Raw genomic sequence first — 17,221 nt, forward strand, 5'->3', positions numbered from 1 at the left:
CTGGCCGCCGCGTGGCTTGCTTCAACGAACGTTGACGCCGCCCCTCAGGAAGGACTGACGGCCGCCGACATCGTCCCGCAGACCGATCCCCAGGTCGTGGTAGCCGCTCTCCATCGTGAGTTCGAGACCGTAGCGCCAGGTCGCGCCCTCGATCTCGGCCAGGCGGTCCTCCGGCACCGCGATGTTCAGCTCCGTCCGCTGCGGTGCGGTCGAGTGGTCCTTGTCGTCCCGAGCCGCCATCCAGAGCTGGATGCGGCCGTGGTGAACGCCGTTACGCGGGATGAGCGTCAGGTCCTCCCAAGCCACTTCGATGACCAGGGGAACATCGTAGTTCCCGTCGGGCCGACGCTTCGGCGGCAGGTTGTGAAGCCGGACGCCCAGGGGATTCTCCAGCATGTTCAGGTTGAGCGCGGACAGCGTCCCCTCGATCATCCGCGATTCGAGGGTCTTGTCCCGGTAGCCGTTCCGGTGGCGAACCTCCGCCCCCCGGGGCTTGTTCTTCCAGATCACCTCGATCCGGTGGTAGGCGCCCTCGCCGGCCAGGTCCGGCATGTAGCCCAGGGCGTAGTAGTTGCGGAAGTCGGCGGCGATCCGAAGCAGCTCGGGCATCACCCGGTTCGCGTTGACGATCGCCCGGCCGCCCGTTTCTTCCGCCATCAACTGCAGCGGACTCTGGAGGTTCGTCCGGGCGATCGTGTCGATCTGGGCCATCTGGCCGGGCAGTCCGGCGACCTGGCTGTCGACCGTGCCCTGGGAATAGACGGTCAACCCCCGCGCGTCGATCGCGTAGAAGCTCGCCCGGTTCGCGTTCGCCGACGCGGCGAGCTGCTGGAAACGGCGCGACATGTCGTACTCGGTCATCTCAATCAGCGAAACCGCCTGTTCGTAGACGCCGTGGAGAAAGTAAAAGATGTCCTCCGCCGCGATCATCGGAATGCCGTCGGCGACATAGACGATCGCCTTGCGTCCCGGCGCGGCGGACAGGTTCTCGACCAGCCGCATCAGGCCGTCGATCGCCATGTTCGTCTCGTTCCGCACCGAGCCCGCGTAGTTGATCAACTGTTCGCGGGCCAGCGCCGCTCCGCCGCCAATCAAGCCGCCCCGGCGCGCCGCCTCGATCCGGCGCTCGCTGTCCGTCCGGTTCTCGATCTCCGTGTTCACGTCGTTGATCACCTCGAACAGATCGCGGCGCTCGCTGTTGCGGTGCACGCGCTGGCCGGTGAGTTCCTCGAGTTCGAGCAGCGCCCGCCACACCAGGTTCCGGTCGTTCGTGAACGGCATCCGCAGGTTCAGGTAGCGGTCGAAGCTCGCGAGCATGATCCGGTCCTCGGGCCTCAGGTGCTCGCGGATGAACGCCCGCAGCTCGCGCATCACGCGGTTGCGGTTCGGCGGCGTCAGGTTCAGGTTGTCGATGTAGATGACGACATGGAGCGCCTGCTCCGGCGGCACGGCCGCCGGCTGCCGCGCCGCCGCCTCCCGTGCGAGCGGATCCTCGGGCGGCGGTGGCGACAGGGGCTCCGCCGTCAGTTCGCCGCCGCGGCGCACCAGGAGGTCATCGCCCTGCTGCTCCACGGCGTAGAAGTTGCTGATCGGCACCGGCCGTCCATCCACCCGGAGTTCGAAGTCCTCGGGGCCCAGGCCCAGCACCGGCTTTCCCTCGGAGTCGGTGACGTAGACGTCGACGTTCACGACTTCGACGTTGACGACCTCGACGAACCCGGCACCCGAGGGCGATCGCGGTTCTCCGGGTTGGGAGACCGCGGGAAGCGCGACGGCCAGCCCGGAAAGCACGGCCGCGAGCTGGTTGATCCAGCGACGGATCGCGGTGGAGTCCGCAATGGTCATGCGGTGAGCCTACCGCTTTACGTTGGCGCACCCGCTTTTTCCGGCCGCAAGCTCCTACATCGAACCGTCGATCCGCCGCAAGGCGTCACTGTCCGGCCATCGCCGCAGCGCCTCCGCGAGCACGGCTTCGGCGGACCGCTCGTCCCGCATCACCCGAAGGGTGCGGACCGCCTCGGCATACGACGCCGGCGCCGGGTTGACGGTGACCATCTCCTGGAGCGTCCTGCCGGCCTCGGCCGCTCGACCCCGGGTCGCGAACAGGAACGCGAGCGACGAGTAGGCCCCGAGCAGTTCGCGGTCGAGGGCGATCGCTTCCCGGTAGGCGCGCTCCGCCTCTTCCGCCCTGCCGAGCGTCCCGAAGGCCGTTCCGCGATGCAGGTGGAGGCGTGCGAGAAGGGGCTGATCCTCGCGGTCGCCGAACTCGGCGAGCGCCTCCTCGCTCCGGACGAGCGCCTCTTCGAACCGTCCCTGCGCGTTCAGAAGGCGGGTCCGGACGATCAGAGGCGCTACGCGCGGTCCGCGTTCGGCCAGCGCCAGCGCCAGGTGTTCGGCCGCCGCCTCCAGGTCTCCCTCGACCAGAGCCGCCTCGGCCAGGACCTGCGGCGCCAGGGGCGAACGGTCGGCGACCGCCAGCGCATGCTCGCGCGCCTCGGCGACCCGCCCCATGCGTAACAGGATCTCGGCAACCTTGACGCCCGAGGCCCCGGCATCGCCGCCGGACGCCTCGAAGGCTTGCCGGTAGGCGTCGAGCGCCGCCCCCGGGCGGCCGCGGCGCTCCAGAATCTCTCCCAACTCGTGCCAGGCCAGAACGAGCTGCGGCTCGGTTTCCAGAACCGTCCGGAGCACCGATTCGGCTTCGGCCAACTCGCCGCCGGCAGCCAACCGGGCGGAGCGCGCCAACTCCTCGACGATCCCGATCCGGCTCTTCGGATCCGGCAGAGGGCCATCGCCGGCCCGAGCGCCCCCGGAAAGGTAACCGAGCGACTCGAGCCGCCGCCGAATCTCCGGATCGTCCTCGGCCGGCGAGGTCAGGGATCGGTCGATCTCCGCGAGCGCGGCGCGCATCCGCCGCGCCGCCGCCCGCTCCTCCTGGATCACGTTGTTCCGCTCTCCCGGATCCACGGAGAGCCGGAAGAGTTCCGGGTCGGGCGACTCGATGAAGTGGAGGTCGTCCTCCACGACCGAGGCGAGGTCGCTCCAGCCGAAGTGGATGCGGGGGTAGACGCTCTCGGAGACGATCTGCCGGGGCGCCGCGCCCCGCGACCGTTCCTGAAGTTCCAACAGGTTGCCGCCGGGAAGCTCCCGCGCATGCTCCAACCCCAGCAGCGAGTGGACCGTCGGCGCCACGTCGGCTAGCTGCGCGTTGGTCGCAACGCGCTCGCCGGCGCGCGCGCCGCCCGGCAGCTTGACGATCAGGGGCACCTGCAGCACCTCGCGGTAGATGAGGATCAGGTGATCCATCTCGCCGTGGTCCATCAGGCCCTCGCCGTGGTCGGAGAGGAGGATGATGAGTGCGTCTCGGTAGAGACCGAGTTCCTCGAGCCGGCGAAGGAGTTCCCCGACGACCGCGTCGGCCGCGGCGATCTCGCCGTCGTACGAATCGTCGTAACGCTCCGCGAACGGCGACGGCGGATTGTAGGGAGCGTGGGGCTCGTAGAGATGGACGAACAGAAAGAACGGGGAACCCGCCGCGTCGCCCAGCCAGTCCGCGGCCGCGGCCAGGGTTTCGGGACCCGGGCGCTGCAGCTCGCCCAGGTCCCGGCCGGTCATGAACCTGACGCCATCGTCGTACACATCGAAGCCACGACCGATACCGGTTCCCGCGCGCAGCACGTAGGAGGAGACGAAGCCGCCGGTGGCGTACCCGCGCCGCCCAAGCGTCTCGGCGAGCGTCGGCACGGCTTCGTCCAGCCGGTACCCGGCATTGTCCCGGACGCCGTGTTGCGGCGGCAGGAGGCCCGTGAACAGGCTCGCGTGCGCCGGCAGCGTCACGTTGACGTGCGTGAACGCACGCTCGAACAGGACCCCATCGGCAGCCAGCCGATCGATGGCCGGTGTTTCGACACCCGTGTAGCCGTAGGCCGGCAGCCGGTCCGAACGCAGAGTGTCGATCGAGATGAGGACGACGTTCGGAGACTCCATGCCGGCCCCGGACGTTCCGTCGGAAGCAGGCGGCGATGCGCAGCCCGCGAGCGCGCCGGCGCACGCCACGGCGATGGCCGCCGCGCGGCTCACTTCAGATCGAGCGTCCGGCTGAGGGTCTGCGGCAAGCCGGTCACGTCGCCGAGCGGCGTCCACACCTCGACCGTCTCGCCGTCGTCTTCGACCTCGGTCACCTCGACCCAGCGGGCCTCGCGCAGTCGCACGACGACTTCGAGCTTGCCGTCGGCGGGCGCGGGCCGGCCCTGTTCGGAGGTCCAGAAGTTGTACAGAGCGACCTCCGCCGAAGCGCCCGGCTCGATCACCTGGAGGAAGAGCTGCTGCTCGTAGACCGGCAGCGCCCGGCCGTTCAGTTCGACGTCGAAGCCGAAGCTGTAGACGGCCCGGCTGCCCCTGTTGTCTATGGTCGCGACCAGTCGACAGAGGGTCTCCGGTCCGGGCGCCGCCGGCGTCACCTCGAACCCGCCGAGCACGACCTCCGGCTCGTCAGCCGCGGATGACGCGGCGACCGGCCCCGGGCCGAGAGCCAACACCGTCATGACCGCCAATGACGCCACCGGCTGACGCCATGACGAGATCCTGGCGGCGGAAGCCCCGGCCACGGCCCCTGTGTTCGACACCCCATGGATAATACTGAAGGGGACTCTCCGACCATGCCCACGAACCTCCTGGCCCGACTGCCGACGCTGCTTGCGTTTCTGGCCCTGTCCGGCTCCGCGGATCTTCCCGCCCAGTTCGGAGAACAACTCACCGAAGAGGACGATCCGACCCTCCGCCTCGGCGACCTGCCCACGGCGGAGCGCGCAGCCGAGCCGGCGTTCTACGACCGTGTCCGACGCCTCATGTCCGGCAAGCCGAAGGCGCGCAAGCGGGCGGCAAGGGCGTTGGCCAGGGCCGACGAGTCCGTCCTCATCCCCCTGGTCGACGCCTACTTCTTCTCGCCGGACGAAGCACGTCCGGAACTGAGGCAGGCCCTGGAGGATCTCTCCGGCAAGCAGTTCGGCAGCCGCTACCGCGACTGGTTCGAGTACGTGGGAGGCCGCGAAGACCTCGACGCGCCCCCGGGGTACACCGCCTGGAAGGGAGAGCTGTTCTCGCGCATCGACCCGGCTTACCGGCGCATCCTGAGCCCGGAGACGACCGTCCGTCTGAGACTGCGCGAAGTCCAGTGGGGAGGCGTTCCCCTGGACGGGATTCCCACGATCGACGATCCCGAGTCCGTTCCCGCCGACACGGCCCGCTTCATGCGCGACACGGACACCGTCTTCGGCGTCAGTCTGGGCGGCGAGCACCGCGCCTACCCGGTCAAGGTCCTGAGCTGGCACGAACTGCTGAACGACACGGTCGGCGGCCGGCCGATCGCTCTCTCGTTCTGCACGCTCTGCGGCTCCGGGATTCTCTACCTCGCGGAGGACACGAGCGGCAGCCGCATCCTGTTCGGCACCTCGGGCCTGCTCTACCGCTCGAACAAGCTGATGTTCGACCACGCCACTCGCAGCCTGTGGAGCAACCTGACCGGCGAAGCGGTCGTCGGGCAGCGTGCCGCCGAGGGCGCGCGGCTCGAAATGCTGCCGATGACCCTCACCCGGTGGGATGCCTGGCGGCAACGCCACCCCGACACGACGATCATGCGCCCCGATCCGGCGGCGGCCCAGCGAAGCGGCTACCGGTACATCGAGGGCGCCGCCGACGAGGCCCGCGCCGGCGTCGAGTTTCCGGTGTGGAGGCGGAGCGACGCACTGGAGCGGAACGAGCGGATCTACGCCCTGCGGCTCCACGGCGAAGCGAAGGCCTACCCGCTCGACAAGTTGCGGGAGGAGATCCTGATCCACGACACGCTGGGCGGCGTACCGATCGTGATCGTCCTCGACTCCGCGAGCGGCGCCGTACGCGCGTACGAGCGCGGCGACCGCAGGTTCCGGATCCCGGGGATTGCGCCGGTCCGCCAACTCCGCGCGGAAGACGGCACGGTCTGGCGGCTGGCCGAGGAAGGGCTGGCGCCCGCCGCGGGCGGCGACCTGCTGCCGCGGGTCCCCGGCCACATCGCCTTCTGGTTCGGCTGGTACGCGTTCTACCCGGACACGGCCGTCTACTGAACGCCCGCCGGCGGGCCCAACAAACCACGCAGTTCGCCCGCCCCCCGGGCCGCCTGGACCGCCGCCGAGTCGCCGACCACGAGCAGCGCGATCCCGTCCATGTCGATGTAGCGCTGCGCCACGCGCCGGAGGTCCGTGACGGTCACCGTGGCGAGGCGCTGCCGATAGAGGGACCAGTACTCGTGAGGGCGGCCCAGCAGTTCGTCCTCCGCGTAGCGGCCGGCGATCACCTCGGCGCGGTCGAAAAGCAGCGGCAGCCGAGCCGCGAGAGACCGTCTGGCGGTCGCGATTTCCGCATCGGCTACATCGCCCCGTCGCAGCCGTCTGAGTTCTTCGAGCACCGCCGCGGCAGCAACCGCGACGGACTCGGGCGCCGTCTCCAGGAAGATCCGGAAGTCGCCCGCCCCGGGGACCGGCGGTTGTCCTCGAACACTCCCGGCCGGGACCACGTCCAGGTCGAACCAGGTCAACACGCGATAGGTGAGGCCCTCCTCGAGCTGCAGTCGCGAGCGCAGGCGAGACACCGCGCCCGGACCGTCCAGAATCTCCGCCAGCAACATCAGAGCCCAGCGGTCGCGGCTGTCCCAGGAGCTGAAGACGGCGCCTCGGTGGCCAAGCGCGAGCGCGGCCTGCGTGCCCGGCCGGTCCACGAGCCACCAACCCGGATACGCGGCAGCGATCTCCGGCCGGGTACGTCTCTTCGCCGCGCGCGGAGATGCGGGCTCCGCGGACGCTTCAATCGTCTCGCTCGCCGTCCCGTCAGACGCCTCCCAGCCGCCGAAGAGTTCATCGAGCCGGGCGACCAGAGCCTCGCCGTCCACGTCGCCGGACACGGCGATCACCGCGCCCTCGGGACGCCAGTGCCGGCGGTGGAAGCGGATCAGCGCCTCCCGCTGGAACGCCGCCAGGGAGGCCTCCGTCAAGCGCCGGCTCCGCGGCGAGGCCGGCCCGTGAACCAGGCGCGACCACTCCCGATCCAGGACGGTGCGTGGGTCGTCTCCTTCCGCGAGCAGGCTGACGCGGAGGCTGTCCTTCGCCTGCGCCAGCCGCTGCTCGTCGAACCGCGGCTCGAACAGGATCGACGCGAGGAGTTCCAGGCCCCGGTCGAGCGCCTCGGAACCCGTGTCGAGCGCCAGCACGGTGCGGGTCCAGGAGCTGCTCTCCTGGAGCCGGACGCCCAGCGCGTCGACCTCGTCGTCGAGTTCCTCCGGACCGAGTTCGCCGGCGCCTCCGCGCCGGGCCATCGCCGCCGTCATCGAGGCCAGCCCATCCTCTCCCGGCCCCTCGTTCCGGTCGCCGACCGGTAAGGCCAGCACGACGTCGACCAGAGGCAGGGTGCGATCGGGCACGACATAGACGGGCAGGCCGTTCCTGAGTTCGAAGCGGAGTCCGGCGACCGGAGGCGGATCGAAGCGCGACGGCGCGAACCGGAGACCTTCGGGCCGGTCCGGAATCGCCTGCGCGTGGATCTGTGCAGGGGTCAGCGGGCACGCCACAACGACGGCGAGGGTGAGCAGCCGGAGCACGTCAGCTCCCCCCGGCCCGGGTCAAGGAGAGGACCGCCCGTTCGGCCGAAACGAGGTAGCGGTCGACGACCCGTTCCAGATCGTCACCGGAAGCCGCGGACGCGGCGTCCAGCCATTGGGCCAACTGCCCGTAACCCCCGAGAACTTCGGCCACAGCCAGACGGTGGGCCATGCCGGCGTCCTGTTCGAGTTGACGCCACGAATCGGTCACTAGCTGCCGGCGGACACGCGCAAGTTCCGAGTCGTCGATGCCGCCGGCGCGCACCCTGCCGAGCAGCCTGTCCCAAGCCGTGGTCAACTCCTCGAGACTCGCTCCACCACCGGCCTCGATCCGTACGGCGAAGTAGCCTCCGAGCTTCCGGGACACATGCTCCGCGGACGCGGCGTAGGCGACCCGATCCCCTCCCACCACGAGTTCTCGGTAGAGCCGTCCCGAGCGGCTGTTCAACAGGCCAGCCAGCACGTCGAGTGCGACCGCGTCGCCGGCCGCCGCGAACGGCACCGTGGGGTATCGGATCTCGACCTGGCTCCGGCAAGTGCAGGAACCTTCCAGGGAGCCGAGCGCCGGCTCCGCCACTTCCGGCCGGGCCAGGGTCCCCGCCATCCGACTGCCGCCTCCGAGCCGCCCGAAGTAGCGCTCCGCGAATTCCCGAACGCGTGGCACGGACAGGTCGCCGATCAGAACCGCGACGATCCGTTCGGGGCGGTAGGCAGCCTCAAAGTGCGTCCGCGCGTCCTCGGGAAGCAACCCCTCGACCTCGAGACGTTCGCCCCCCGGCGAATGAGCGTAGGGATGTCCCGCACCCCAGTACGCGGCGTCGAACAGTTCGAACCAGGCCGCCGTCGGGCTCGAGTCGATGCGCTGGCGGCGCTCCTGCTCGACTACCGCCAGCTCGCGACGAAAGCCGCGAAACACGGGCTCGAGCAACCGGTCGGACTCCAGCCAGAACCAGAGTTCGAGTTTCTCCGTCGGCACCAGTGTCTGAAAGGCGGTCGAGTCGTGCCGGGTAAACGCCTCGATCCCCACCACGCCGGCCCGCGTGTAGTGACCGGCGTAGGCGCCCGGCAACTGAATCTCGGCCAGCCGCTGCTCCACGTCGGCCAGGCCGGCTGCCGCGGCACCCCGGCGAACAGACTGCTCATACAACCGCTCCCACCGCTTCAGGAGGGGCGCCTCGGCCTCCCAGTCGCGAGTTCCGATCGTGCGGCTACCGGCGTACAGGAGGTGTTCCACGACATGCGCCAGACCGCGGCCGGTCGGCGGGTCCGCCGCCGACCCGCTTCTAACCGCCCAGACGGCGGCCAGGAGACGCCTTCCGGGCCGCTCGACCACCAGGAAGGTCATCCCGTTGTCGAGTTGGAAGTGCGCGGGCTCGAGCTTCGGCGGTGGAGCCTGGCCAATAGCGGCCGGCGTCGCAAACGCCAGGGCGCCCAATGCCGCCAGCCATCTCGCCGACTTCACGGTGGTTCCTCGACGAGGAGGTAGGCATCCGGCGGCGGATCGACGATCCGCGTGCGAGCACCGGACGGCCAGCGGAGGTCGAGTCGCAACGGGTTGGCGTCCGCCGAAACCGTCCAGCGCAGACGGTGTCCGCTCGAGGACTGGTAGCTGTCGCCGCGGACGATCCACCGCCGTGCTGGCGGCGGTCCACTTCCGGCCGACAGGGTCGCCACGGCGCCCACCGCCTGCGTGTTCGGCGACCGGCCGCGCAGTTCGAGGCCCAGCCACGTGGCGCCCGCCGGCCTGGCCGCGTCGTTCCGCCACAACCGCGCCGGACCGTCGTTCGCGGTCACCGCCAGGTCGGCGTCACCGTCGTTGTCGAAGTCCGCGGCTGCCGTGCCGCGGCTGACCAGGGGCTCCTCCTCGGCCCAGGCGCACCGCGCCTCGCCCAACCGCCCGCGGCCGTCGCCGGCAAGACCGCGTAACAGGAGGTTCCGCTGCCGGTGCTCCGTGTTGTCCCGCCGCGGCGAGGCGAAGATGTGGCCGTTCGCCACGTAGACGTCGAGCGCGCCGTCGGCGTCGAAGTCCTCGGCGACGATCCCGAACCCGAGCAGGTTGAACGACGGTTGACCGAAACCCGTCGTCGCCGAAACGTCTTCGAACAGCATTCCGGACGCCTGGCCGGCGTTGCGATACAGCGTGTTCGTCTCCACGTCGAAATTGGTCACCGCCAGATCGGGGTCGCCGTCGACGTCGAAGTCGGCCACGGCCAGGCCCATGCCCGCCTCGGGCCGTCCGCTGCGGTTGACCGCGGTGCCCGAGAGCAGGGACAGGTCCTCGAAGCCACCATCGCCCAGGTTCCTGAACAGAAGGTTCAGCGTCAGGTCGTTCGCGACGTAGACGTCGGGCCACCCGTCCGCATCCAGATCCGTGAACAGAACGCCCAGGCCCTTGCCGTCGGCCCCACCGAAACCTGCCTCTTCGGTCGCATCCTCGAATGAGCCGTCACCACGGTTCTCGTAGTAGCGGTCGAGCTGGCCCGAGAACAGGGAAGGGTCGCACACCTCCGGCGGGGAATCCGGCCCATCCCGGCGACAGTCCAGTCCGTGCTCCGGGTCGTAGTCCAGGTAGCGGCTGACGTAGAGATCGAGATCCCCGTCGCCGTCCGCGTCGGCGAGCGCCATCGACGATCCCCAGGGGCGCTCGTCCTCGCCCGCCGGCGAGAGCGCCTCCGCCGCTGCGAAGCGGCCGGCGCCGTCGTTACGCAGGAGCACGGTCGGCCCGTAGTGCGACACGAGCAGGTCGACGCCCCGGTCGCCGTCGACATCGGCCGCCACGACGCCCTGGCCGTAGCCGCTGGCGAGGTCTCCGGCACCGGCCGGGACGAAGTGGAACTCCCCCGCTTCGTCCGGGCCCAGGTTCCGAAACAGCCGGTCAGACGCCGCCGCGCCGACGTCCGGCGGAAACGGCCCCGACTGCACGAGGTAGAGATCGAGCCAGCCGTCGCCATCGAAGTCGATCCAGGCGACGCCGGCGCCCATCGTCTCGGGCAGGTGCAGGCCACCGGCAGCGCCCGCGTCGTGCTGGAAACGAAGCCCCGTTTCGGCGGCCACCTCGGAGAAGCTGAACCCGCAGTCCTCCGGGCCAACGGCCAGGCAGGGCTGGAACGCGAATGACTGGACGGCGACAAGGACGACGGCCAACCGCCGGACACCGCCTCGCCAACCCATCCGGCGACGGTAACAGTCCTGCCGGCACCGTAGACTTCCCCGATGGAACTGGTCTGCGGCGCACACACGCTCGCGTTCAGCGATCGCCCCCTCGTGATGGGCGTCCTGAACGTGACGCCCGACAGTTTCTCGGACGGCGGTCTCTTCGACGGTCCGGACAAGGCGCTCGAACACGCTCGACGAATGGCGGCGGAAGGCGCCGACCTGATCGACGTCGGTGCCGAGAGCACGCGGCCGGAAGCAAATCCCGTAACGGCCAAGGACGAGTTCGCGCGCCTGCTGCCGGTGATCGAGGGAATCGCCGCGCTCGATCTCGGTGTGCCCCTGAGCGTGGACACGGCGAAGCCCGAAGTCGCCGACCGGGCGCTTGCACAGGGCGCACACCTGATCAATGACATCTCTGGCGCCGGCGAGGCGATGCTCGAGGTCGCGGCGCGGCACGAAGCGCCGGTGATCGCGATGCATATGCAGGGCGAACCCCGCACGATGCAGAGAGAACCCCTGTACGACGATGTCGTGGCGGAGATCCGCGACTACCTCGCAGAACGCGTGGCGGCCGGGCGCGAACGCGGGGTCGACGTGCTGGTAGATCCTGGGATCGGCTTCGGCAAGACGCTAGAACACAACCTCGACCTGCTCGCGAACCTGCGCGAGCTGCGCGAACTGGACACGCCGATCGTCCTCGGCGTATCCCGAAAGTCCTTTCTCGACCGGCTGCTCGGCGGCGTGCCGGTCGACCAGCGGCTGGCCGGAACCCTGGCGGTCAACGGCTGGGCGACGGCTCTCGACGTCGTCGACGTGCTGCGAGTCCACGACGTGCGGGAGCACCGGCAACTGGCGGAGAGCATCGGCGCCCTGCGCCGCCATCGCCGGGCGCCAGCGCCTCGGCGGCGCGTTCTTGCGCGGGGGATCCCCTGCCAATGCCGCATCGGTGTCACCGCGAGGGAACGCTCGGCGCTCCAGGATCTCGTCGTGGACGTGGAGGTGAACATGGCGCCCGCGTTCCTGGGCGCGCCGGACGATCTCGACGGAACCACGGACTACGCCGAGATCGCGGAACTCGCCCAGGCTGTGGCAACAGGCGGCGAATTCCGACTCGTGGAGACGCTTGCGGAGCAGATCGCGATCGCAGTGGCCGGCACCAACTCAAGACCAGCGCACGGCCCGGCCTACGGCAAGCGGATCGAGTCTCTGCGGGTCCGCGTTTCGAAGCCTGGAGCAGCCCGCGAGCTCGGCGTCGCCGAAGTCGGCGCCGAGATCGACTGGCGTCCATGACCCGCGCGTTCATCGCCCTGGGCTCCAACCTGCGGCCGCGGAGCGCGAACCTGCGCGCGGCCCTCGGTCACTTGCGCCGGCTCGCGGAGGTGAGGTCGGTCTCGACCTTCCACCGAACCGAGGCGGTCGCCGAGCGCGGTGTCCGCGCGGCGGACCCCGAGTTCCTGAACGCGGCCGCAGCGCTCGAGACTGACCTTGGCGCCCACGAACTGCTGGCAGCCCTGCTCGGGATCGAGGCCGCCCTCGGCCGCGACCGGACCGCGGGCGCCGCCGGGCCCAGGACGATCGATCTCGACCTGCTGCTGTTCGGCGACTGCATCATCGACGCGCCCGGTCTGGTCGTGCCGCATCCACGGATGCACCGGCGCCACTTCGTCCTCGAACCCCTGGTCGAGATCGCCCCGAACGCGTGGCACCCGGGCCTGCGAAAGACTGCGGCCGAACTCCTGGCGGAGTTGGTCCCGGCTAGTAGCTCTTCGGCAGGCCGAGAACCTTCTCGGCAATGTGGCAGAGGATGAGCTGCGGGCTCACCGGAGCGAGGCGCGGGATCATCACTTCCCGCATCAGCCGCTCGACGTGGAACTCCTTCGCGTAGCCCATGCCGCCGTGCGTCATGACCGCCTGGGTGCAGGCTTTGAAGCCGGCCTCGGCGCCGAGATACTTCGCCGCGTTCGCGTAATGGCCGCAGGGTTCGTCGCGGTCGTAGAGCGACGCCGCCTGCATCGCCATCAGGAACGCGGCCTCCAGCTCCATCCAGCACTCCGCCAGCGGATGCTGGATCGACTGGTTCTGACCGATCGGCCGTCCGAAGACCCTGCGCTCGCGGGCGTAGTCCGCCGCCCGCTCCAGCGCGTTGCGGCCCACGCCGACCGCTTCGATGCCGATCAGAATCCGCTCCGGGTTGAGGCTGTGCAGAATGTACTCGAAGCCCCGTCCCTCTTCGCCGATCCGATCCTCAGCCGGCACCTCGAGCCCGTCGATGAACAGTTCGTTCGAGTCGACCGCCGCGCGGCCCATCTTCGGAATGCGCCGGACCTCGACCCTGGTCCGATCGAGCGTCGTGTAGAACAACGAAAGGCCCTTGGTCGCCTTCCCGGTCTCGGCCCTGGGAGTCGTCCGCGCCAGAAGCATGACCCGGTCAGCCTCCTGAGCGGTCGTGGTCCAGATCTTGCGGCCATGGACGATGTAGCCGCCATCCGGCTGCCGCTCGGCGCGGGTCGTGATTGCCGTCGTTTCGAGCCCAGCATCGGGCTCGGTGACCGCGAAGCACGTCTTCGCCCGACCTTCGATCAACTCGGGGAGGAAGCGGCGGCGCTGCTCCTCCGTCCCGAAGACGACGATCGGGTGCGGCCCGAAGATGTTGATGTGGATTGCCGAAGCCGCGCTCATGCCGCCGCCCGCGCGAGCCACTTCGTGCATGACCAGGGCGGCTTCGGTGACGCCCAGGCCCGAACCGCCGTACTCCTCCGGCATCGCGATACCAAGCGCACCGCACTCCGCCATGGCGCGGTGGAACTCGTTCGGGAACCGCACCTCGTTGTCGACCTCGAGCCAGTACTCGTCGTCGAAACCCGCACAGGTGCGGGCGATCCCCTCACAAAGCGCGCGCTGCGGTCCGGAAAGCGTGAAGTCCATTCAGCCAGCCGGAGTCGGCAGCAGCACGTACCGCGCCAGAACGGCGAAACCCCCGATCAGGATCAACGCGGCGGTCCAGATCAGGGCCAGCCGCTGCCACCTTTCGAGGTGGTCGAGCCCCCGCACTCGGCGCAGAACGGCGCGCAGCAGGAAGGGAAGGCTGGCGCCCCAGGCCAGGAGCAGTCCCAGCAACAGCCAGGAGGTGGGCGAGAAACCCTGGAGCACCGCCAGTGCTCCGATTGCAAAGAGGAGCGCGAGCCGCACCACGACGCGCACGAAGCGCAGGCTGCCCGCCTGCTGCCGCCTGAGCTTCTCGCGCCGGTCGCCGAAGTCGATCGCCATGTTCGCTTCCCGGTCTCCGCTCCCGAGCGAGCCGCTAGTCCCCGGCCAGGTCGAGCAGGAAGGCGTAGACGAGCGCCGTCTCGCGGTAGCTGTCGTAGCGACCGGAGGCGCCGCCGTGTCCCGCGCTCATGTTCGTCTTCAGCAGCAGCAGGTTGTCGTCCGTCTTCGTGGCCCGCAGGCGGGCGACCCACTTGGCGGGTTCCCAGTACTGGACCTGGGAGTCGTGCAAACCCGTCGTCACCAGCATGTTGGGGTAGTCCTTCGCCTCCACGTTGTCGTAGGGCGAGTACGAGAGCATGTAGTCGTAGTACTCACGCTCCCTGGGATCGCCCCACTCGTCCCACTCGAAGGTCGTCAGCGGGATGGTCGCGTCGAGCATCGTGGTCACGACGTCGACGAACGGAACGTGCGCAACGACGCCGTTCCAAAGGTCGGGCCGCATACTGAACACCGCGCCCATCAGGAGACCGCCGGCGCTGCCACCCATCGCGTAGATCCGCGTCGGATCCGCGTACCCGGCGTTCTTCAGGTGTTCGGCAGCGGCGATGAAGTCGGTGAACGTGTTCTTCTTGTGGAGTAATTTGCCGTCCTCGTACCAGGAACGCCCCATCTCTTCGCCGCCGCGGATGTGCGCGATCGCGTAGACGAAACCGCGATCCAGCAGGCTCAACCGCTCCGAACTGAACCCCGCGTCCATGCTGGCGCCGTAGGAACCGTAGCCGTAGAGAAGCAGCGGACTGCCGCCCTCGGCCGGACGCAAATCCGGCCGGTAGACGACGGAAACCGGCACCTCGGTGCCGTCCGTCGCGACCGCCCACAGCCGCTCCGTCCGATAGTCGGCCGAATCGAACCCGCCCAGCACCTGGTCCTGCTTGCGCAGGGTCCTTTCCCGCGTCGCCGGGTCGTAGTCGAACACGGACCGGGGCGTCGTCAGAGACTGGTAGACGTAGCGCAGCGTGCGGGACGACGGGTCCGGGTTGACGCTGAGACCGGCCGAGTACGTCGGCTCGCCGAAGTCCAGGTCGTGATCTTCGATTCCGTCGACACCCACTTCTTCGATCCGTAGCTGCCGCAGCCCCTCCCGACGCTCTGCCAGCACCAGGAAGCGGTCGAACAGTTCGAACCCCTCGAGCAGCACGTCGTCGCGGTGCGGTGTCTCCTCCCGCCAGGAAGCACGTCCGGTGGCGTTCTCGGCGGTCGACATGAGGCGGAAGTTCGGGGCCTCGTCGTTCGTGCGGATGAAGAAGCGCTCTCCGAGATGATCGACGCTGTACTCGTGCCGCTCACTTCGCGGCTCGAACACGGCGAAGTCGCCGCCGGGATCGTCGGCCCGCAGAGTGCGCACCTCGGTGCGGAGCGTGTGGCTGGAGACCGCCATCAGGTACTCGCGGGACTGGCTGCGCCGCAGGAAGACGCTGAAGGTCTCGTCCGGCTCCTCGTAGACCAGTTCATCCGCGGCATCCGAGCCCAGGCGGTGCCGAAACACCTGATAGGCGCGCAGGGTGTCGGGGTCCTGGCGGACGTAGAACACGGTCTCGCTATCGGCGGCCCAGACGAGGTTCGCGGTGACGTCGGGGATCTCGTCAGGCAGCGTCTCCCCGGTCGCCAAAACCTTGAAGCGGACCGTGTAGAAGCGGCGCCCCACATCGTCGACGGCAACCGCCAGGATGCGGTGATCCGGGCTGATCGACGTGCGAACGGCTGTGTACTCCTTGCCCTCGGCGATCTCGTTCACGTCCACGAGGACTTCTTCCGCCGCGGGATCGGCGGCGCCGCCGAACACCTCGCCGTCCGCCGAGCGGCGGCAGTGGATCGGGTACTGCTTCCCCTCCTCGTAGCGGGTGTAGTACCAGTAGTCGCCGTCGCGGTAGGGCACGGACGAGTCGTCCTCGACGATGCGGCCGCGGATCTCCTGGAACAGGGTCTCCTGAAGATCCTCCGTATGCGCCATCACACCCTCGAGATACGCGTTCTCCGCCTCCAGGTAGGCGATGACTTCCGGATCTTCCCGTTCCCGAAGCCAGTAGTACTCGTCGACCCGAACGTCGCCGTGGATCTCGAGTTCATGCGGCCGCGGCTCGGCGAGCGGCGGCTCGCCCGGTTGGGGCGCCGGGGCGCTGCAGGAGGTCAAGGCGAGTGTGATCGCCAGTATGGCGGCGCCAGCCGGCACCGCGGGTCGGAACGTCGTCTCTGGTGCCCTTCGCATAGGTACGGAAGTCTAGCGATCAACTTCGCTCCCACAGCAGAATGGCCGCGAACAGATCCTCGAGCGCGGCGCCCACCGACTTGAAGAGGGTGATCTCGCCTTGGGCGTTGCGGCCGGCGTGCTCGCCCCGGCACAGCTCGTAGAGGTCAGCGGCGACGTCGTCCGGGGCGAGGGCGCCCGATTCGATCGGCTGGGTCAGGTCGCCGGCCTCCACCAGGGCACCGGCCCGGGTATCGACGAAAACAGTCGATCGGCGGATCGCCTCGTCGTCCGCCTCGCGCATGGCCGGCGTGAAACCACCGACCAGATCCACATGAACACCGGGTTGCAGCCACGAGCCAAGCACCAGGGCCTCCGTCGCCAGGGTCGCGGTGCTGACGATGTCCGCCCGACGCACGGCGGCCTCCAGGTCAGGCGCGGCGACCGTCCGGAGCCCGTGAACCAGAGGCGAGCGGGACGCCTCCAGCGCCTTCTCGGGGCGGCGGCCCCAGAACTCGATCTCGAGGTCCGGCCGCACCGCCGCGTGGGCTGCCGCCAGGTGGGGCGCCAGGTTGCCGGTGCCGACGACGAGCAGACGCCGGGCATCGGTGCGCGCGAGGAACTTCGATGCCAGCGCCGAGGCGGCCGCCGTGCGCCGTAGCGTCAACTCCAGTCCGTCGATGAGCGCCAGCGGCCGCCCGGTGACGGCCGAGGACAGGATGTAGCTGGCCTGCACCGTCCCGAGATCGCGCGACACGTTGCCGGGGAAGACCGTCGCAACCTTCACTCCAAGGTAGCCGCCGGCGGTCCAAGCCGGCAGCAGCAGCAGCGTCGCCTCAGGATCGCCGGCCGGCGCCGGGACCCGATGATGGTGGCGCACCGGCATGTCGCACCCGCGGTCGAAGCCCCGTTCCAGAGCCTCGACCACCGCGCCCCATGGCAGCAGATCGGCGGTCTTGGGGGCGTCGAAGATCTTCATGCGAGTA

13 protein-coding genes are annotated in these 17,221 nt (G+C 69.4%); 3 read left to right on the forward strand and 10 right to left on the reverse strand.

Annotation, left to right across the window (positions count from 1 at the left end):
• Positions 1-21 precede the first annotated feature (21 nt).
• From OXG83_09175 to OXG83_09185, 3 genes are all read right to left on the reverse strand, one after another.
• The gene (locus OXG83_09175) at positions 22-1,845 is read right to left on the reverse strand and encodes a VWA domain-containing protein (GenBank protein MCY3965199.1); all 1,824 of its coding nucleotides are present in this window, start codon (positions 1,843-1,845) and stop codon (positions 22-24) included.
• Between the two features lie 54 nt (positions 1,846-1,899).
• Positions 1,900-3,987 carry a sulfatase-like hydrolase/transferase gene (locus OXG83_09180; GenBank protein ID MCY3965200.1) on the reverse strand — a complete coding sequence of 696 codons (2,088 nt, stop codon included), beginning with the start codon at positions 3,985-3,987 and terminating at the stop codon, positions 1,900-1,902.
• Between the two features lie 89 nt (positions 3,988-4,076).
• Positions 4,077-4,625 carry a hypothetical protein gene (locus OXG83_09185; protein ID MCY3965201.1) on the reverse strand — a complete coding sequence of 183 codons (549 nt, stop codon included), beginning with the start codon at positions 4,623-4,625 and terminating at the stop codon, positions 4,077-4,079.
• Between the two features lie 33 nt (positions 4,626-4,658).
• Between OXG83_09185 and OXG83_09190 the strand changes: the two genes are divergently transcribed.
• Positions 4,659-6,101, forward strand: coding sequence for a DUF3179 domain-containing protein (locus OXG83_09190; protein MCY3965202.1), 1,443 nt, complete (start codon positions 4,659-4,661; stop codon positions 6,099-6,101).
• Here OXG83_09190 and OXG83_09195 read toward each other — a convergent pair.
• The 3 genes from OXG83_09195 to OXG83_09205 are packed head-to-tail and all read right to left on the reverse strand — an operon-like array spanning position 6,095 to position 10,798.
• Positions 6,095-7,627 (reverse strand): pitrilysin family protein, encoded by a 1,533-nt coding sequence (locus OXG83_09195; GenBank protein MCY3965203.1) that lies wholly within the window; start codon positions 7,625-7,627, stop codon positions 6,095-6,097. The genes OXG83_09190 and OXG83_09195 overlap by 7 nt on opposite strands.
• Before the next feature lies 1 nt (position 7,628).
• Positions 7,629-9,089 carry a pitrilysin family protein gene (locus OXG83_09200; GenBank protein MCY3965204.1) on the reverse strand — a complete coding sequence of 487 codons (1,461 nt, stop codon included), beginning with the start codon at positions 9,087-9,089 and terminating at the stop codon, positions 7,629-7,631.
• Positions 9,086-10,798 (reverse strand): CRTAC1 family protein, encoded by a 1,713-nt coding sequence (locus tag OXG83_09205; protein ID MCY3965205.1) that lies wholly within the window; start codon positions 10,796-10,798, stop codon positions 9,086-9,088. The genes OXG83_09200 and OXG83_09205 overlap by 4 nt, the downstream gene beginning before the upstream one ends.
• A gap of 42 nt (positions 10,799-10,840) precedes the next feature.
• Between OXG83_09205 and folP the strand changes: the two genes are divergently transcribed.
• Positions 10,841-12,073, forward strand: a complete 1,233-nt coding sequence (gene folP / locus OXG83_09210; protein ID MCY3965206.1) for a dihydropteroate synthase — start codon at positions 10,841-10,843, stop codon at positions 12,071-12,073.
• Positions 12,070-12,591, forward strand: coding sequence for a 2-amino-4-hydroxy-6-hydroxymethyldihydropteridine diphosphokinase (folK, locus tag OXG83_09215; GenBank protein MCY3965207.1), 522 nt, complete (start codon positions 12,070-12,072; stop codon positions 12,589-12,591). The genes folP and folK overlap by 4 nt, the downstream gene beginning before the upstream one ends.
• Here folK and OXG83_09220 read toward each other — a convergent pair.
• The 4 genes from OXG83_09220 to OXG83_09235 are packed head-to-tail and all read right to left on the reverse strand — an operon-like array spanning position 12,539 to position 17,214.
• The gene (locus OXG83_09220; protein MCY3965208.1) at positions 12,539-13,708 is read right to left on the reverse strand and encodes an acyl-CoA/acyl-ACP dehydrogenase; all 1,170 of its coding nucleotides are present in this window, start codon (positions 13,706-13,708) and stop codon (positions 12,539-12,541) included. The two genes, folK and OXG83_09220, sit on opposite strands and share 53 nt — an antisense overlap.
• Positions 13,709-14,050, reverse strand: a complete 342-nt coding sequence (locus tag OXG83_09225; protein MCY3965209.1) for a hypothetical protein — start codon at positions 14,048-14,050, stop codon at positions 13,709-13,711. It lies immediately after the preceding gene.
• 34 nt (positions 14,051-14,084) lie between these two features.
• Positions 14,085-16,256, reverse strand: a complete 2,172-nt coding sequence (locus OXG83_09230; protein ID MCY3965210.1) for a S9 family peptidase — start codon at positions 16,254-16,256, stop codon at positions 14,085-14,087.
• A 19-nt stretch (positions 16,257-16,275) separates the two neighbouring features.
• A complete protein-coding gene (locus OXG83_09235) occupies positions 16,276-17,214 on the reverse strand; it encodes an ornithine cyclodeaminase family protein (protein MCY3965211.1) in 939 nt (312 codons plus the stop codon).
• Between the last annotated feature and the right edge of the window lie 7 nt (positions 17,215-17,221).

Source organism: Acidobacteriota bacterium, assembly GCA_026707545.1.
GTDB lineage: Bacteria > Acidobacteriota > Thermoanaerobaculia > Multivoradales > Multivoraceae > Multivorans.